Raw genomic sequence first — 18337 nt, forward strand, 5'->3', positions numbered from 1 at the left:
TTTTGTGCCTAAAATAAGAGTAGTATTTAAAAAGATGCTACCAAAATAAGTAGCATCAATGGTAAATTAGTTTTTAAACGAATGAATCGGTGCAGGAATTCTACCACCTCGGTGAATAAAATCGTAAGAACTGAATTGGTTAACAGGCATCACAGGTGCATGACCAAGTAATCCACCAAATTCAATATTATCACCTACGCTAAGACCTACTGCCGGAATTATGCGTACCGCGGTAGTTTTATGATTAATAACACCAATTGCCGCTTCATCAGCAATAATAGCCGAAATAGTTTCAGCAGGAGTATCGCCAGGAATGGCAATCATATCAAGCCCAACGGAACATACACAAGTCATAGCCTCGAGTTTTTCAAGATTTAATGCACCATTATTTACTGCATCAATCATTCCCGCATCTTCAGAAACAGGAATAAATGCACCGCTTAAACCACCAACATGACCACACGCCATAACGCCACCTTTTTTAACGGCATCATTAAGCATAGCTAGTGCCGCAGTGGTTCCATGGGTACCGACTGCTTCAAGTCCCATTTCTTCTAAAATATGAGCAACAGAATCACCTATCGCTGGTGTTGGTGCTAAAGATAAATCAACAATACCAAATTTTACGCCTAAGCGTTCAGAGGCTTCTTTACCCACTAATTGCCCCATACGGGTAATTTTAAATGCTGTTTTCTTAATAGTTTCAGCGACAATGTCAAAAGATTGACCTTTAACTTTTTCCAATGCGCGCTTAACGACTCCTGGACCGCTAACACCAACATTGATGACACAATCAGCTTCACCTACCCCGTGAAATGCACCAGCCATAAATGGATTATCTTCAACTGCATTAGCAAACACGACTAATTTTGCACAAGCCATACTACTATTATCGGCAGTCAACTCAGCAGCTTCTTTAATAATTAGCCCCATCTGTTTTACGGCATCCATATTAATACCAGTCTGTGTTGATCCTACATTAACTGACGCACATACTCGTTCTGTCTGAGCCAGTGCTGCTGGGATTGATCTGATCAGGATTTCATCGCCTTTATGATAACCTTTTTGCACCAGAGCTGAAAATCCACCAATAAAATTGACTCCAACAGCTTTTGCCGCTACATCAAGAGTTTTAGCAAATTCAACATAATCTTTATCATCACTCGCACCGGCAATTAATGAAATAGGAGTGACAGAAATACGCTTATTGATAATAGGAATGCCAAATTCAGAAGAGATATCTTCCCCGACTTTGACAAGATTTTTTGCCAATCGCGTAATTTTTTCATAAATTTTTTGACGTGCTTTTTTACCATCACTATCAATACAATCAAGGAGTGATATACCCATAGTTATTGTGCGGATATCGAGTTTTTCTTCCTCGATCATTTTAATCGTTTCGAGGATCTGCTTAGTTTCCATCAATACTATCCTTTTTTAAAAGTATAAAATATCAAATTATAAACGATGCATTGCATCAAAAATTTCTTCACGTTGAATATTCACTTTTACCTTCAATTTATCGCCAGTTTGCGTTAATGCCGTTTTAACTTCATCAAACGATACTTTAATTTTTGATAAATCAAGTAACATAATCATGGTAAAATACTCATCCATAATGGTTTGAGAAACATCCAAAATATTAATATCTAATTCATATAATCTTTGACTAATACCAGCTATAATCCCCGTTTGATCTTTACCAATTACCGTTAAAATGGTTTTCATAACACTCTCCGCACATATTTCATACAATTAAAAAATATTTATTAAGCTAGATATAATAACATCTTCAAAAATTATCGAAATAGGAGTAGATTGTTTTTTCCACAAAAATTTTAAAAATTATTACGATAAACCAGAAGGGCGATATATATGATAAATTTTCAAAAATCCAATAAATTGGATCATGTTTGTTATGACATTCGTGGACCAATTCTTGAGCATGCAAAAAAATTAGAAGAAGAAGGCCAAACAATTCTTAAACTCAACATTGGAAACCCCGCCCCGTTTGGTTTTACTGCACCCGATGAATTACTTGCTGATATCATTCGCAATTTGCCATTTTCACAAGGATATTCTGATTCCAAAGGAATTTATTCTGCGCGTAAAGCGATTATGCAACATTATCAAGCTAGAGGAATTACTAGCTTAGATGTTGAGGATATTTATATTGGTAATGGGGTATCGGAACTTATTGTGCAATCTATGCAGGCTTTACTAAACAGTGGCGATGAAGTACTAGTTCCTATGCCGGATTACCCTTTATGGACGGCAGCTGTAAGTTTATCAGGTGGTAATGCTATTCATTATGTTTGTGACGAAGAAGCAAACTGGTCTCCAGATATAGACGATATAAAAAGTAAAATCACACCAAAAACCAAAGGATTAGTGATTATTAATCCCAATAACCCAACAGGAGCAGTTTATAGTAAAGAAGTGTTACTAGAAATAGCTGAAATTGCTCGCCAAAATAATTTAATTATTTTTGCTGACGAAGTTTACGATAAAATTCTATATGATGACGCAGTACATTACTCAATTGCAGCACTCGCCCCTGATTTATTTGTGGTTACGATGAGTGGTTTATCCAAAACCTACCGAGCTGCTGGATTTAGGCAAGGTTGGATGGCGCTTTGTGGACCAAAGCACCATGTGAAAGGCTATATTGAAGGCTTGAATATGTTAGCTTCAATGCGTCTATGTGCTAATGTACCAATGCAACATGCTATTCAAGGCGCACTTGGTGGTTACCAGAGTATTAATGAATTTATAGTTCCTGGTGGACGACTTTACGATCAGTGTATGTTAGCTTGGCGTTTACTTAATGACATTCCTGGTGTTTCCTGTACCAAGCCACAAGGTGCTTTGTATTTATTCCCTAAAATTGACCAACAAAAATTTAATCTTCATAACGATCAAAAACTAGTTTTAGACTTTTTATTACAAGAGAAGGTACTATTGGTTCAAGGCACAGGTTTTAACTGGCACAAACCAGATCATGTCCGAATTGTTGCCCTACCACACACGGGAGAATTGCAGGATGCTATCCAACGTTTTGGGAATTTTTTATCTAGCTATAAACAATAAAAAAATAAATTGTTAACAATAATGATTAAAAATAAAAAACCGATAATATCGGTTTTTTTATTATCTGGTTTTATTTTATAAAACGACATCCGTACCTTCTAAGATTTTTTCAATTTTTTTGGTACTAGAATCTAACGCAGGTAAAAGCTCTTTTTCAATATGATCTATCTGCTCTTGTAGTTGAGTGACACCGACGGATATCGCGATATTACCTTTGGCTATTTCATTATGAATACGATCCACTTCACGATAAAAACGCTGTGCATCACGTAGTAATTCTGGTGGTGTGCCTAATGTGGTAGATGAAAATTTCATATTTTCCCACACCAATGTATAAAAACTTAACGGATCAGTTCGAGCGCCGAAATAATTACTGTCTTGACATTTAACCAGATAGGCTTTCAAGATACTTATATTATCTGTCAATTCATACTGTAACGATTTTTGCAGATAATAGTTATCTTTGTAGCTTTTCATATTGTCAAATTGAACAGCTTGTTTATAACCTTGATTAGCAGCTAAATAAACCCCAATCACAGTTGCAAGAAGAATAAAAATTTGACTTATCCAAAAGCTAGCTTTTTTTATTTCCTCATTCGCATCCGACTTTACTTTTGATTCTAATTTATCAGATCCCATTATTTGCTCCTGATATTTATTTACTATTCGTAGTTTATAATCTTTCAATAATACAAAAAAAGCGCCACTGATTGTGTCGCTTTTTATCATTTATCACACATGTGATGTTATTTTATTTCTTTAAATTTGCAATTTTATTACGGATATTCTTCGCACGATCTGATGAAGACGGATGACTACTTAATATTGAAGCATCACCACCACCTAATTTATCAAATGCAGTTGCTAATCCTTCTGGATTGATCTTCTTATTAACTAAGAAATCAAAAGAGTAGTTATCAGCATCTTTTTCTTGGCTTTGTGAGAATTGAGAATTGATTACTGCTGATGCTAAAGCACCTAATTGAGATTTAGATACAGAAGCTACTGCCGCATTTCCTGATGCAGCTGCTGCATCACGAGCAATTTCTGTTGCATAAGCAATTTGCATTGCTTTTTTACTATGACCTAAAGCAACATGACCTAATTCGTGACCTAAAACACCTTGAATTTCATTGTCAGTCATCATATCCATTAAGCCTGTATAGACACGGACACAACCGTTAGCCATAGCCCAAGCATTAACATCTTTAGTGATGTATACTTTATATGAAATTGGAGTACCATTTAAATTATGGCCGAGAGATTTAGCAATTTTATTTAAACGTTTGGTATAAGCACTATTTGCTGGTGCAACTTTTGATTGAGCATCCATTTGCGCGCAAGATTTTGCACTTAATGATTTCACATCAGCATCACTTAATGTTAGAGCATCAATAGATTTCATGCCAAGATTAGTTATACTGTCAGCACTCATGCCTTTACAACCAACTAGTGACATTGCAGCAACTATAGGTAATGCAACTAACAATGTTTTTTGATGTTTTTTCATACTATTTTCCTTATATCAATAATAATTCGTTTCACGCTAACTTCTGTTAGACAGTTGAAATTTTAGCGCAACTTAAATAATAATCAACAAATAATTACTTGCGAACTCATTAGGTGAGCTTTAGACTAGTGCCTCATTTTTGAATGGTAACCAATTATGCAACTATCTGATTTTAATTTCACATTACCCAAAGAGCTGATTGCCAAGCATCCATCACCCACCAGAAGCGCCTGTCGACTTTTATCCCTTGATGGTAATACTGGCAAAATTGAACACGGAATATTTACCGATATTATCGATAAAATAAATCCAGGTGATTTGCTTGTTTTTAATAATACTAAAGTGATCCCTGCTCGTTTATATGGAAAAAAAGCATCGGGTGGAAAAGTTGAAATTCTGATCGAACGTTTATTAGACAACAACCGAGTGCTTGCTCACATTAAAGCATCAAAAGCCCCTAAAGCAGGTACAGAACTATTTTTAGGTGAAGATGAATCCATTAATTTAGTTATGCTAACAAGGCATGATGCTTTATTTGAACTACAGTTCCCAGACGATGTACTAACTATTTTGGACAAAATAGGACATATACCATTACCTCCTTATATAGATCGTCCCGATGATGATGCTGATAAAGAGCTTTACCAAACTGTCTATAGCGAAAAACCGGGTGCGGTCGCAGCACCAACAGCAGGTCTTCATTTTGATGAACCTTTATTAGAAGAACTCAAACGTAAAGGTGTTGAAATGGCATTTGTTACTTTGCATGTTGGGGCTGGTACATTTCAACCTGTAAGGGTTGAAAATATTGCAACTCACATTATGCATGCTGAATATGCCGAAGTCCCTGAATCTGTAGTTAATGCAGTAGTCGCTTGCAAAGCGCGTGGTAATAAAGTTATTGCTGTCGGTACAACTTCTGTAAGAGCGTTAGAAAGTGCTGCAAAAAAAACCGGAAAAATAGCACCCTTTTTTGCCGACACACAAATTTTTATCTATCCAGGCTATCATTTTAATGTAATAGATTCATTGATCACTAACTTTCATCTACCTGAATCTACGTTAATTATGCTAGTTTCTGCCTTTGCCGGTTATGAAAATACGATGAACGCCTATCAACAAGCTGTCAAAGAACAATATCGATTCTTCAGTTATGGTGATGCAATGTTTATCACTGGTAGAAAATAAGACGAATATCACAACGTCATATGCAATAAAACCTTTAAATATAAAAAACCAATCAAGCTTATCTAAAATTTAGACTTGATTGGTCTTTACATAACTAACCTTATTTTTAGTAACTACTATTAATTCAATTTTTGCAGAATATTATTAATTCTTCTTAGTGTTGATGGATGTGATGTCGGATATTCTGTTGAGTGAATTGGTATTTTTACTAACATATTAATTAATCCTGTTGGATCTATTCCGGCTTCCTTTAACAGCGCTAATGCGTAATTATCTGCTTCAATTTCATATTGCTGAGCAACCTCTTCTTTCATAATAATAACCGTTTCATTGGCTTTGTTGGTGATCTCAATATAAGGAGCCTGCTGAAACGAGCTGACTGTATGTTTTAGTGCTATATGTGCTTGTTCATGTGCCAATACAGCTTGCAACTCATTATCAGATAATAGCTTAATTAAGCCACTATTGACTCTGATACAACCATTTGCTGTAGACCATGCATTAGGTTCTGAATCCAGATAAACTTTATAATTTAATTCAATATCGTTTACCGTTTTAGGTAAAGTTTGCGCAATTGAACTTAACCGTTGGCTAAGCGTGTGATGATAATCCGGAATCATAGCCAGCTTATCAACTTCAATGCAAGCTTTTTCGCTGATTGCCAAAATATCTTGTTCAGATAAATTCTGAATCTGTTCAGAAGTAACGAGTAAAGGTTTGCTTTTATGCTTATGTTGACAACCAACTAATAACGATAAAAGCAAACATATTAATGTTAAAGGAATATAATTCAAAATATTCAAAACCCCATAAGATATTGTCTATTCATGTGTGTCGCGATAAACTAAGCGCCGCAATTAATAATACGATTGCGTATTATAACAACAATTGGCGCCAAACTGTTTATTTGGTCGCATGAGGTTAACATAAAAAAATGAAATTTGAACTAGATAATATTGACGGATTAGCGCGTCGAGGACGAATGAAGTTTGATCGTCGAGGCATTGAATATACTGTTGAAACTCCAGCTTTTATGCCTGTTGGTACTTATGGTACCGTCAAAGGTATGACGCCAGAAGAGGTTGCAGCAACGGGCGCTCAAATCTTACTGGGTAATACTTTCCATTTATGGTTACGTCCTGGACAAGAAATCATGCGTAAACATGGTGATTTACATGATTTTATGGGTTGGCATGGACCTATTTTAACAGACTCTGGGGGATTCCAAGTTTTTAGTTTGGGCGAAATTCGTAAAATTAAAGAAGAAGGTGTTCATTTCCGTAATCCAATTAATGGTGATGCAATTTTCTTATCACCTGAAATCTCCATGGAAATTCAATATGACCTTGGTTCTGATATTGTTATGATTTTTGATGAATGCGCACCTTTTCCAGCCGAATGGGATTATGTTAAAAAATCAATGGAAATGTCATTACGTTGGGCTAAACGTAGTCGTCAACGATTTGATGAATTAGGTAACAAAAATGCCCTATTTGGTATTGTTCAAGGAGGAATACATCAAGAACTGCGTGATATCTCAATTAAAGGATTAACTGAAATAGGTTTTGATGGCTATGCAGTAGGTGGATTAGCCGTTGGCGAACCTAAAGCAGATATGCACCGCATATTAGAAGGAACATGTCCACAATTACCGGCAGATAAACCTCGTTATTTAATGGGTGTTGGTAAACCAGAAGATTTAGTCGAAGGCGTTCGACGTGGTATTGATATGTTTGACTGCGTCATGCCAACCCGTAACGCACGTAATGGTCACCTATTTGTCACTAACGGTATAATCAAAATCCGTAATGCCAAATACAAAGATGATACTACACCACTTGATCCACATTGTGACTGCTATACCTGTAAAAATTACACCAAAGCTTATCTTCATCATTTAGATAAATGTGGAGAAATTTTAGGTGCAAGATTAAATACAATCCATAATTTACGTTATTACCAACGTTTAATGGCTGAAATTCGCGATGCAGTCGCAAACCAACGTTATGAAGCGTTTGTTAGCGAATTTTATCAACGAATTGGAAAATCTTCAGCACCTTTATCTAAATAGGCTATTAATCACATAATTTTTAATAGTAACTATTGACACCTTACTTTTAGCGCAGTATTATGCGCTACCTAACGGCGAGTAGCGCAGCTTGGTAGCGCAACTGGTTTGGGACCAGTGGGTCGGAGGTTCGAATCCTCTCTCGCCGACCAATTTTAAATAAAAAGCCTGCTCTAGTGAGTAGGCTTTTTTTGTTTAGATTACTTTAAACAGATCCGAACCAACAGAAGGTTCGAGCCGAGCGCAGCGAGACAATGTTGCTTTAGCAACAACCCGTAAGGTGATCCTCGCCAATACTCCGCTATTTCACACAATTTCAATGATATTCAAAAAACCTTTGATATCAGAAATTAGTTAACTACTATTGTGCTACTTTTATTTAGTATCAAACATTGTTCACTGCTCTATTAATTTCAAATCGATTAAGTCCATTAAAGAATTTATGTTTTTAAGACGCTTTTCAACTTTTGCTGCTGCACCATCAAGAGAATAACCATCGTCGATAAGTTCTTTAATTAATATCGCTTTCTTTATATCAGCTAAAGTAAATTTGCGTATAGCTGAATTCGGGTCAACGGATGTAATTATTTTCTTTTCTTCCCAATATCTCAGTTGTCTAACTGAAATTCCCGTCATATCAGATACTTCTCTAATGCCTACTTTCACTTGAGAAAGAAAATCATTGTAAGAATTCGATAATGTTGTTTTTTTCAAAGCTAATGACCCTCTTATTTAAGACTGTTTATATTTTATCACAGATCTCATTTTTTCTGAAGCAAATCACCATTTATTGACATAATGAAGCATTAATTGTAGTATAACTACAATTATAGTGTTTTTACACCAATCAATGCGTTTTTAGGTGATACCATGGGTAATGAAAAAATAGCAAAAAGTACAAGCTTTATTAGCTTAAGCCTTATTCCTTTTACTGCACTGTGTGTTGTTACACTTCTCTATATATTTCTTCCCGTTGCAGTTAATTTAGCTAGTTTTTTATCTGTATCACAAGAGAGTATTGCTCCACTGACAACTTGTTTTGGTATTTTCTATGCTTTAGGTTTTCTTTTTTGGGGAGCTTTATCTGATAAATTTGGTAGAGAAAATATCATACAAGGAGGACTTTTATCACTTTCTATAATTACTTTTATACTTCCTTTATATCCAAACTATAGCTATTTACTTTTAATGCGGTGTTTACAAGGTTTTTTTGCATCATCTTTTCCACCTGTAATATTAGCGTGGTTAGCTGAGAATCTGAAAGAAAAATATCGTAAACGTGCAGTATCATTAATTAGTTGTTCTTTTCTTTTAGCTGGAACGCTTGGACAGTGGTTTGGAGCAATTATGATACAAACTTCTATTAATTTATCTATGTATATTTTAGGAACTATTTATATACTCAGTGGCATTATGTTCTATTTTTTGAGTAAAAAAATAATTAAAAATAGAGTTAGTCAATCATCAAAAAAAGTTTCTTTGATTAAAATATTATGTCAAATTCCTAGTGTATTGTTTGATATACAATTACTAAAAATTTATGGTAGTGCTTTATTGGTACTAATGAGTTTTGTTTCTTTATATGTTTATTTAAATACTTCTAAAGGTGATATATCAATCAGTATTGCTCAATTAAGACTAATTGCCACTATGGGAATGCTTGTCTCATTATTATCATCATGGTTATTTTCAAAAATGGCTGTCACAAAAGTACTAGCGATTTCTTTGTTATTAATGTCTGTTACATTTGCTATGCATTTTTTAATTATCTATAGGTTCATTTTTTCTATAAATTCTTTACTACCTTTAGTTCATTTAATTTATGTTGCATCTATTGCGTTAGCTATTCCATCAATGATTACTTGCTCATCATTATTCTCAGCACAACAAAATAGAGGAGTGGCTGTTTCACTTTATACGTGCATCTTATTTGTTGGTGCTAGTCTAGGATCGCTACTCCCAAACTACATCAATATGAATTTTTCAGTCTTATTCATTACCGCTATGTTATTCATTATAGGACTTAGTGTATCAAAAATTAAACAAAGCATTTGTTCTTAAAAATAGTATTTGAGTTAATCGAATATGTTTACCTAATAATTTCTTATGAAAAAAAATTAATATGAGGATTATTAATATGTCATTCCATAATTTCGTAACCTATCTAATAAAAACAACCTTTCTGGGTTTAGTCGTAACATCATTTACTGCAAATGCTCAAGATCTGCAAATTAAGTCTATTAATTTAAGTCAGGATAATATGAATACAGAATTTAAAATTTTACTGCCTCCTAATGAATACAATTTTCTTCCAACGCTACACAAAAAAGGATTGCATAACGGAATTGATGTGACTCTTTATAGATATCAACCAGAAGGAAAATTTGTTTTGGATCACCAGCATGTTTCTATTTTACAGAATGATAAAGGTAAGTTGGAAGGGTTTGTAAGATTACTTCCTCAATATAAAGTATCTGGTAAACAGGTAAGTAAAGATAAGGCAAAAAATATTGCTATGAATTTTCTTCAACGTTTCGCCCCAGATCTTGTAGACAAATACAAAGTTAATTGGATTGATGAACACACAGAAGAAATTTTGGTTAACAATGAAAAAACCATTATTTCTGGTATGAAGGTTAAATGTCGAAATGAAAGAGATGGTTTATATTTTTGGGTTGTGATAGCTCCAGATGAATCAGTCATGATTTTTGAACGTGATATTGAATGGGATTTTTTGCGAACCGGGAGAAAAACTGAAAAATGGTTACATGATAATTGGTTAGTTAATGTAAATATCCCCTAAAATAATACAGCAAACAAGTAGAAAATTCTCTATGATAAAAGCAAAAGAGGATTTGTATATGAAAAAAATGACTGAACACCAAATTGTATCTATTTTAAAAGAAGCTGAAGCCGGCATTCCGGTTAAAGAGCTTTGCCGAAAATATGCCATAGGTAACTCAACTTTTTATAAATGGCGAGAAAAATACGGCGGTATGGAAACCTCGGATATCAAGCGATTAAAGGAATTAGAAGCAGAAAATCGTAAGCTTAAACAAATGTTTGCCGAATTGAGTTTAAAATCACAGTTGCAGGAAGAAATCATAAAAAAGCTGTAGTGCCAACTGAGGCTCGTAAGGCATGGGCAAAGAAATTACAAACCACTAAATGCCTTACTATAGCCCTGAGTTGTGCCATTGTTGGCTTAAGTCGCTGTGCTTATTATTATCAACCTAAGTTACAGGATGATTCGATGATTATTTCAATACTCAATACGATTACCGACCAACATTTACGTTGGGGTTTTCCTAAATGTTTTAACCACATCAGAAAGCTTGGTTATAAATGGAATCATAAACGAGTATATCGGGTTTATTGTGAATTAAAACTGAATATCAGGATAAAGCGGAAAAAACGTATTCCACCACGAAGTTCGGAAAAGTTATCCGTTGCCGATAAACAAGGTAAATGTTGGTCAATGGATTTTATGAGTGACAGCAGTCAAAATCAACATAGATTTAGAACTTTCAATGTTATTGATGACTTTAACCGAGAAGCATTAGGTATAGATATAGCGGTGTGTTTACCGGCGAAAAGAGTGACCCGTTATCTCGATAAACTGGCTGAGTATTATGGTTATCCATTAAAAGTAAGAGTAGATAATGGACCAGAATTTACCGGAAACGTATTCAATAATTGGGCTGACGCACACGGCATAACTATAGATTACATCAATCCGGGGTGTCCTTATCAAAATGGCTATATTGAACGATTTAATCGTACTTATCGAACAGAAGTATTGGATTTATATCTTTTTAACAACCTGAAACAAGTAAGGAAAATAACGGAGGAGAGGTTAACCATTTATAATACAGAAAGACCCCATGAGGCATTAAACAATATGACGCCGATTGAATATAAAACACTAAAACACCCAGAGTAATTTTCTACGTCAATTGTGTACTAAGAATGGGGTATTTACATTAAAAATTTATAAGAAATTATTATGTTAATAAATAAGGAGTTTTAGCAAATAAATTTATTATCACATAGTGAAGTTTTATCAAATCTCTATTCAATTTAAGCTAAGATAATGTATTTAAAATAAGAAATCTTCTAATAAATATAAGTTACCTTAACTTTAATAAGAAGCTATAAACTAGCTCGTGATTTAATTTCAGGAGATAACTGCGATAAATCCGTTTCATTATAGTCGATATCTGCTTCCAGCTGATTTAACAGTAAAGTAGCGGTATATTCACCAATTTGTTTAGATGGAAGAGAGACGGTTGTTAATGGAGGAAAACTCACCTGACTAAATTCATTATCACCAAATCCACAAACAGCTAATTGATATGGCACGCGAATATGTCGCCGTTGACACTCATAAAGCACACCACATGCTAATTCATCTGTAGTACAAATTAACGCATCAAGTTCAGGCCAATTTAAAAGTATATCCGGAAGCAATTCACTACCTGTACTAAAATTAGCCGGTTTAGCTGCATTTATGATCCGATCTGTGGGTAAATGATAAGCCAACATAGCTTTATGCCAACCATGTAAACGTTGTTGAAAAAGGTGATGTTGTTGATTAGCACAGAGCAAACCAATATGTCGATAACCTTTTTTAATCACGTGTTCGGTCAGCATATGCATTGCCCGACTATCATCCAATCCCACATCAGTATTGGTTAATTCTTCTGACTGTATACCAATATTCATTATTGGTATTGTTTTATGATGTACTATTTGTCGAATAAGTTCATCATTTTCAACATAAAAAAGGAGTACAGCAACCAGATTATGACTATATAATGTATCTAATAATTGTGATTCACGCTTATAATAATGATATGACTCGATAATCAAGGTTGTATAACCTTGTTTTGCTAAAGTTGTTTGCAAAGTATTAAGCAAGATCTTTGCTGAGTGATCATAAATTTTACTGGTTATAACGGCAATCAATCGATTTGAGGAAGCTGACGCCAATAAACTTGCAGCAACATTGGGTCTATATCCTAATGCATCTACTGCCGATTGAATTTTTGTGCGAAGCTTATCGGAAACTCTTTCCGGTGTACGTAAAGCACGTGATACCGTCATCGTACCCACGCCTGCATATTTGGCAACATCAAATAAGGTTATCTGTCCTGTACTCCTGCGTTTTTTTGTATCCTGCATCTCTCTTCCCGATTGAATTTAACCTAAGCATTCATTTTTATAAATCTTACATCAAGTGTTATAAGGCGTCCCATTATTACGCTTAAACACATGTAATAGAATAAATTTACTCTTCTTATAATATTATTATGTCAAAATAATTATTTTCTAATCAATTCATAAAAATGTTACCTTCGTCACAAAATTAATCAAATTTTAAATAATTTTGATAGCGCTATCACATTTCTTGTATTTTTTGATTTTTATTATTTCACAATATGGTAATTTCTCCGCAAGTCTTAAAACAACTGGTTTGATGGAGGATAAATGTTAGGTAAATGGTTAACTAACCAAACAGTTAATATTGTTGATTCAGTTAATGATTGGAAAGAAGCAATACAGCTTTGTGCGGCGCCTTTATTAAAAAATAAGGCTATTACCCCAAATTATATTGATGCTATTTTTCAGCTACATGAATCAATAGGACCTTACTATGTGTTGGCGCCAGGAATTGCTATGCCACATGCAAGACCTGAACAAGGGGTCAATCAATTAGGTTTATCGATGTTGTTAGTAAAACAAGGTGTTAAATTTAATTCAGAAGATAATGATCCAGTCTATTTAATCACTTTATTAGCTGCAAGTGATAGTACTAGCCATATTGATATGTTAACTCAATTGGCAACGCTATTCGGAAACACTGATGATATGCAGACAATTTTTAATGCTCAACATAGTGATCAAATTTTGTCTGTGATCAATCGTTATTAAAATTTAATAGAAATTAGTATAAGGATAATCAAAATGAAAATTATGGCAGTTTGTGGTTCAGGTCTTGGTAGTAGTTTTATGGTAGAGATGAACATTAAAAAGGTACTTAAAAAATTAAATATTAATGCTGAAGTAACACATGCCGATCTTGCTTCAGCAACACCAGATCAAGCCGATCTATTTGTTATGACTAAAGATTTGGCTGCCAGTTCAGGTATTCCAGCAGATAAATTAGTTGTTTTAAATAACATTATTGATATCAACGATTTAGAAGCAAAACTCGTTGAATATTTTGCTAAGCACTAATCTAATAATGAGGTAATGCTATGATTCAAGGAATCGTTTATTTTGTCGTTGATATTTTAAAAGTACCAGCGGTATTAGTTGGGGTCATTGCAATGGTCGGGCTTATTGCCCAACATAAATCATTTGCTGATACCGTGAAAGGAACCATCAAAACCATTTTAGGTTTTTTAGTATTAAGTGGTGGTGCAACTGTTGTAATAAGTGCAATTACTCCATTAGGTATGATGTTTGAAGAAGCGTTTAAATTACAAGGTATTATTCCTAATAATGAAGCGATTGTTTCTATGGCATTAAATGAGTATGGTGCAGCAACAGCATTAATTATGGCATTTGGTATGGTCGCAAATATTGTGGTTGCTCGTTTTACTCGTTTGAAATTCATTTTCCTAACTGGTCACCATACATTTTATATGGCTTGTATGATCAGTATTATTCTTACAGTAGCCGGTTTTAAAGGTTGGCAATTAGTGTTCACTGGCTCTTTAGTTCTAGGATTAATCATGGCGTTCTTCCCTGCATTAGCTCAGCCACAAATGCGTAAAATTACCGGTAATGATGATGTAGCATTCGGTCACTTTGGTACTTTGGGTTATGTATTGGCTGGTTGGCTTGGACAACTTGCAGGTAAAGGCTCTCGTTCGACAGAAGAGATGAATTTACCTAAAAATCTGAGCTTTTTGCGAGACAGTTCGATCTCAATCTCTTTAACGATGATGATCATTTACCTTATTTTAGCAATATTTGCCGGTGCTGATTATGTTGAAACCAATTTAAGTAAGCATGACAATTATTTAGTTTACGCAATTATAGAAGCAATTACTTTTGCTGCTGGTGTATTTATTATTTTACAAGGTGTGCGATTAATTTTAGCAGAAATTGTTCCAGCATTTACGGGGTTCTCAGAAAAACTAGTGCCTAATGCTAAACCTGCGCTTGATTGCCCGGTCGTATTCCCTTACGCACCTAATGCAGTCTTAATTGGTTTCTTATTTAGTTTTATTGGTGGATTAGTTGGTTTATTTGTTTTAGGACAATTAGATTTAGTGTTAATTTTACCGGGTGTTGTTCCACATTTCTTCTGCGGTGCAACAGCGGGAGTTTTTGGTAATGCCATGGGTGGTCGTCGTGGTGCAATGCTAGGAGCTTTTGCCAATGGTTTATTAGTCACCTTCTTACCTGTCATGTTACTACCGGTATTAGGATCACTTGGCTTTTCAAACACAACTTTCTCAGATGTCGATTTTTGTGGTATTGGTATTATCTTAGGAAATATGGCGAAATGGTTTAATAAAGATATCATTATGCTTATTATTATCGCAATTTTTGCCTTACTGGTTATATATAACTACGCAGCCAAGCCTCGGGAGAAAAATGATGACTAGATTTTAACAGATAGTTATTAGGTTATTAAAATAAAATATTTTGCCAGACACATTCGTCTGGCTTTTTTTATCACTATAGCTTTTCTTATTTTCTTCGGTTAACTTTAAGAGTTTCTATCAATTAGTGTTGTATCATTTTACACTATTACCATTGTGAAATAGCTTATAAGATATTGCTATACCTAATTGTTTACATAAATACATTAAGACAACTATAGGGTTAAAGATGTTATTATTTGGCTTTGCGTATAATCATTGCACAATATTAAACTATTTTATTACCTAATAAATTAATAATGGTTTTTTGTTTTTTTAAAGGGATGAACAATGGAGACTAACGAACAAGAGAACCTGTATGTTAATAAACATATTTACTTAAAATCACCCATTAGAGAATACGCTGGTAAGCTATATAATATTATCAACGTTAATCGGGACTATTTTAGTCAATTTATGGCTTGGCCTAAGTTTGTGACTAATGAAACGGATACCGCAAATTTCTTAGATAAATGTGTAGCCGAACATCAAAAGAACATTGCCAAAACCTATGTGATTCTACACGATGATGATCCTGTTGGATTACTTTCGTTTAATCAAATTGATAAAGCCAATAAAACGGCTTATATCGGTTATTGGTTAGATAGCCGAGTGCAAGGGAAAGGGATTATGACACAGGCAATTAAGGTTCTCACTAACTTTTATGCAGAACATCGGATTATTAAACGTTTTGTAATTAAATGTTCTGTAGATAATAGCAAAAGTAATCAAGTTGCGAAAAGATGTGGTTTTAGCTATGAAGGAACGCTTAAACAAGCTGAGTATTTAAATGGAATTTACCATGATCAGAATATTTACGGTTTAATATCCTCTTATTTATGAATTATCTATCTAATCAATAGTGTGATCATTCATTGATGCCAATTCATTTAGATAATACTATTTAAATGATTTTAGAATAAACGGTAACGACTATTACTTGGGTTTCTAGCTCTGATAATACTATTTTCATCTTAATGCACAACTTTAATTTCTCTTTTGAATTCAGGCTCGTTTTTATACTAAAACGTATAGCTGACCTGAAACATCTTTACAAAGTTTAATCCATATTATATGAGCTATTGCATGAATATCTATATTGAATAAATTACAGTTATCACAAGACTTTCCCGTAAAATTAGGTAATTAACATAAATATCATAAAATTATTAACCCTGATCGTGTACTTTTTATCTTTAATGTTAGGCTAATACACACTATCTTCGACAACAACATAGAAAAAATAATCAAGATAGTTGGTAACACAAAGTTATTTCGCCATAAAAAATGCTTAATTTTCAATAAGGGCGCTTGTTTGTTAAGCATCAGTTGTATTTTTATTTATGATAAAGATGTTACTATCTGAAAGGACGATAATTAAGATATCAATAAAAAAACCTGCTCAAAGCAGGTTTCTTTATTAAGTATTACTAAGTTATTTCAACTTAAGCAGTTGCTTTCAAACTACTAAATAATTTACAGTTAGCAGCACCAATAAGTGATAGTACGACAAAGCCAATTATAACAGCTATCTGACCATTAACCGGAACCCCTGCTGGTGATGCAGCAATACCAAAGTTATGTGCTGTGGCACCGGCAACTAAAAAGCCTAATACCGCAATAGCTGCATCTGAATTCCCTTCACCCGCCATAACTAACTGTCGCAATGGACAACCACCAATTAATATTGAACCATATCCGACCAACGCCATACCCAAAAAGTTCCAAACAAAATCAGTATGTGCTATCGGTTGATTTTCAAATCCTAAATTAAAGTTACCCACCACTAAATTAGCAATGAGTGCAACAACAAATATTGCAATATAGCCTGATAATAGAGTTCCACTTCTGAGTAATATCACATTACGAATACCACCAGACATACATAAACGACTTCGTTGTACAAATGCGCCAATAACCAAACCTGATACTAACGAAATCCATATTGGTGCATGTAAGGCGCCCGGACCTTTACTACTAAATAAAATGAAAGCAGGTCGAACTAACAGAAAGACTAACAACATTACAGCTATAACAGGCATAACCAAACCATTAGCCTTAGATTGACTAACTGATGCACCTAGAGAATAACCTTTAGTCAAAAATAAGCAACCAATACCAATACCAACAATAAATCCCGCTAAACCAACAAGTGCATTAAGATCTCCCGCTGCTAAACGTAATACCATACGTAATGGACAACCTAAAAAAACTAATGCACCAATCATAACAAAAAAGGCAATAACAAAACGTAATAATGGCGCACTACCACCACTAGCCTGAAATTCTCTTCTTCCCATGGTCAATATAAAAGATCCTAATATAAATCCAATAATTTCAGGTCGTATATACTGAACTGCTGCCGCATTATCTAACCCTAGCGCACCAGCAGTATCACGTAAAAAACAAGCGGCACAAATCCCCATATTTGGCGGATTTCCGAGTTTCATTAAAATAATTGCAATAAGACCAATTAGTCCACCTGTAATTATTAAAAGTAATAAACTTTTTTTATTTTCCATATAAATAATCCTATACCTACAGATTGTTAATAATAATTGAATATAAAATTTCAATAATATTCGTCACTGTGTAGTTAATCTTTTCATCATATTATTAAATTATATTTATAACTTAATAAATTAGAAATATACAAAGCATAGGAAAAGAGAATATTAACCCCAAAACTAAACTTTATTTAACTAGCAATTAAAACTACATTTTGCTGATCGCATATCAATCAACAAAGGACGATTAATTACACTTTAACTTCAATGGTTGTTTGTATCAGGAGATGACAATAGATAGAGAAAGGAAGTGAAC

At 34.1% G+C, this 18337-nt stretch carries 18 protein-coding genes, 1 tRNA gene and 1 other RNA gene; 12 read left to right on the forward strand and 8 right to left on the reverse strand.

Annotated features, from left to right (window positions below; translation table 11 throughout):
* Window positions 1-66 precede the first annotated feature (66 nt).
* Both A9G11_RS05070 and A9G11_RS05075 read right to left on the reverse strand, forming a co-directional pair.
* Complete coding sequence (locus A9G11_RS05070; RefSeq protein WP_065618422.1) at window positions 67-1422, reverse strand: PFL family protein; 1356 nt, start codon at window positions 1420-1422, stop codon at window positions 67-69.
* Window positions 1423-1458: 36 nt separating this feature from the next.
* Window positions 1459-1728: an ACT domain-containing protein gene (locus A9G11_RS05075; RefSeq protein WP_065618423.1), complete on the reverse strand. Its 270-nt coding sequence runs from the start codon at window positions 1726-1728 to the stop codon at window positions 1459-1461.
* Window positions 1729-1875: 147 nt separating this feature from the next.
* Here A9G11_RS05075 and A9G11_RS05080 point away from each other — a divergent pair, with 147 nt between their 5' ends.
* Window positions 1876-3090, forward strand: a complete 1215-nt coding sequence (locus A9G11_RS05080) for a pyridoxal phosphate-dependent aminotransferase (RefSeq protein WP_065618424.1) — start codon at window positions 1876-1878, stop codon at window positions 3088-3090.
* Between the two features lie 75 nt (window positions 3091-3165).
* Here the strand turns inward: A9G11_RS05080 and A9G11_RS05085 are convergent, their stop codons facing one another.
* Complete coding sequence (locus A9G11_RS05085; protein ID WP_065618425.1) at window positions 3166-3729, reverse strand: hypothetical protein; 564 nt, start codon at window positions 3727-3729, stop codon at window positions 3166-3168.
* A gap of 112 nt (window positions 3730-3841) precedes the next feature.
* Entirely contained in the window at window positions 3842-4600 is a 759-nt protein-coding gene (locus A9G11_RS05090) for a M48 family metalloprotease (protein WP_065618426.1), read from the reverse strand.
* Window positions 4601-4756: 156 nt separating this feature from the next.
* On the opposite strand from A9G11_RS05090, the gene queA reads away from it, so the two are divergent.
* Complete coding sequence (queA, locus tag A9G11_RS05095) at window positions 4757-5788, forward strand: tRNA preQ1(34) S-adenosylmethionine ribosyltransferase-isomerase QueA (protein ID WP_065618427.1); 1032 nt, start codon at window positions 4757-4759, stop codon at window positions 5786-5788.
* 119 nt (window positions 5789-5907) lie between these two features.
* On the opposite strand, the gene A9G11_RS05100 is transcribed toward queA, so the two are convergent.
* On the reverse strand, window positions 5908-6582 hold the full coding sequence (locus A9G11_RS05100; protein WP_065618428.1) for a M48 family metalloprotease: 675 nt from the start codon (window positions 6580-6582) through the stop codon (window positions 5908-5910).
* Between the two features lie 140 nt (window positions 6583-6722).
* Between A9G11_RS05100 and tgt the strand changes: the two genes are divergently transcribed.
* The 3 genes from tgt (at window position 6723) to A9G11_RS05115 (ending at window position 8170) form a co-directional block, all read left to right on the forward strand.
* Window positions 6723-7859 (forward strand): tRNA guanosine(34) transglycosylase Tgt, encoded by a 1137-nt coding sequence (gene tgt, locus A9G11_RS05105; protein ID WP_065618429.1) that lies wholly within the window; start codon window positions 6723-6725, stop codon window positions 7857-7859.
* A 72-nt stretch (window positions 7860-7931) separates the two neighbouring features.
* Window positions 7932-8008 (forward strand) — tRNA-Pro (locus tag A9G11_RS05110).
* A 40-nt stretch (window positions 8009-8048) separates the two neighbouring features.
* Window positions 8049-8170: non-coding RNA, RtT sRNA (locus A9G11_RS05115), on the forward strand.
* Between the two features lie 82 nt (window positions 8171-8252).
* Here A9G11_RS05115 and A9G11_RS05120 read toward each other — a convergent pair.
* Window positions 8253-8570 carry a MerR family transcriptional regulator gene (locus tag A9G11_RS05120; RefSeq protein WP_065618430.1) on the reverse strand — a complete coding sequence of 106 codons (318 nt, stop codon included), beginning with the start codon at window positions 8568-8570 and terminating at the stop codon, window positions 8253-8255.
* Window positions 8571-8726: 156 nt separating this feature from the next.
* Here A9G11_RS05120 and A9G11_RS05125 point away from each other — a divergent pair, with 156 nt between their 5' ends.
* From A9G11_RS05125 to A9G11_RS05140, 3 genes are all read left to right on the forward strand, one after another.
* A complete protein-coding gene (locus A9G11_RS05125) occupies window positions 8727-9917 on the forward strand; it encodes an MFS transporter (protein ID WP_065618431.1) in 1191 nt (396 codons plus the stop codon).
* Between the two features lie 76 nt (window positions 9918-9993).
* Window positions 9994-10659: a hypothetical protein gene (locus A9G11_RS05130; RefSeq protein ID WP_081298424.1), complete on the forward strand. Its 666-nt coding sequence runs from the start codon at window positions 9994-9996 to the stop codon at window positions 10657-10659.
* A gap of 58 nt (window positions 10660-10717) precedes the next feature.
* Window positions 10718-11799 (forward strand): IS3 family transposase gene (locus tag A9G11_RS05140; RefSeq protein ID WP_442902965.1). Its coding sequence is split into 2 segments (ribosomal slippage): window positions 10718-10961 and window positions 10961-11799, totalling 1083 coding nucleotides; the frame shifts between segments, so codons are not numbered across the junction.
* Between the two features lie 209 nt (window positions 11800-12008).
* On the opposite strand, the gene A9G11_RS05145 is transcribed toward A9G11_RS05140, so the two are convergent.
* Window positions 12009-13040, reverse strand: coding sequence for a LacI family DNA-binding transcriptional regulator (locus A9G11_RS05145; RefSeq protein WP_065618433.1), 1032 nt, complete (start codon window positions 13038-13040; stop codon window positions 12009-12011).
* A gap of 306 nt (window positions 13041-13346) precedes the next feature.
* On the opposite strand from A9G11_RS05145, the gene A9G11_RS05150 reads away from it, so the two are divergent.
* The 4 genes from A9G11_RS05150 (at window position 13347) to rimL (ending at window position 16357) form a co-directional block, all read left to right on the forward strand.
* On the forward strand, window positions 13347-13790 hold the full coding sequence (locus A9G11_RS05150; protein ID WP_065618434.1) for a PTS sugar transporter subunit IIA: 444 nt from the start codon (window positions 13347-13349) through the stop codon (window positions 13788-13790).
* A 33-nt stretch (window positions 13791-13823) separates the two neighbouring features.
* Complete coding sequence (locus tag A9G11_RS05155; protein WP_065618435.1) at window positions 13824-14096, forward strand: PTS sugar transporter subunit IIB; 273 nt, start codon at window positions 13824-13826, stop codon at window positions 14094-14096.
* A 20-nt stretch (window positions 14097-14116) separates the two neighbouring features.
* The gene (locus A9G11_RS05160) at window positions 14117-15478 is read left to right on the forward strand and encodes a PTS ascorbate transporter subunit IIC (RefSeq protein WP_065618436.1); all 1362 of its coding nucleotides are present in this window, start codon (window positions 14117-14119) and stop codon (window positions 15476-15478) included.
* 327 nt (window positions 15479-15805) lie between these two features.
* Window positions 15806-16357 (forward strand): 50S ribosomal protein L7/L12-serine acetyltransferase, encoded by a 552-nt coding sequence (rimL, locus tag A9G11_RS05165; protein WP_065618437.1) that lies wholly within the window; start codon window positions 15806-15808, stop codon window positions 16355-16357.
* A gap of 602 nt (window positions 16358-16959) precedes the next feature.
* Here rimL and yedE read toward each other — a convergent pair.
* Window positions 16960-18036, reverse strand: a complete 1077-nt coding sequence (yedE, locus tag A9G11_RS05170; protein ID WP_065618438.1) for a YedE family putative selenium transporter — start codon at window positions 18034-18036, stop codon at window positions 16960-16962.
* Window positions 18037-18337 lie beyond the last annotated feature (301 nt).

It is taken from the genome of Gilliamella sp. wkB108 (genome assembly GCF_001690195.1).
Taxonomy (GTDB): domain Bacteria; phylum Pseudomonadota; class Gammaproteobacteria; order Enterobacterales; family Orbaceae; genus Gilliamella; species Gilliamella apicola_L.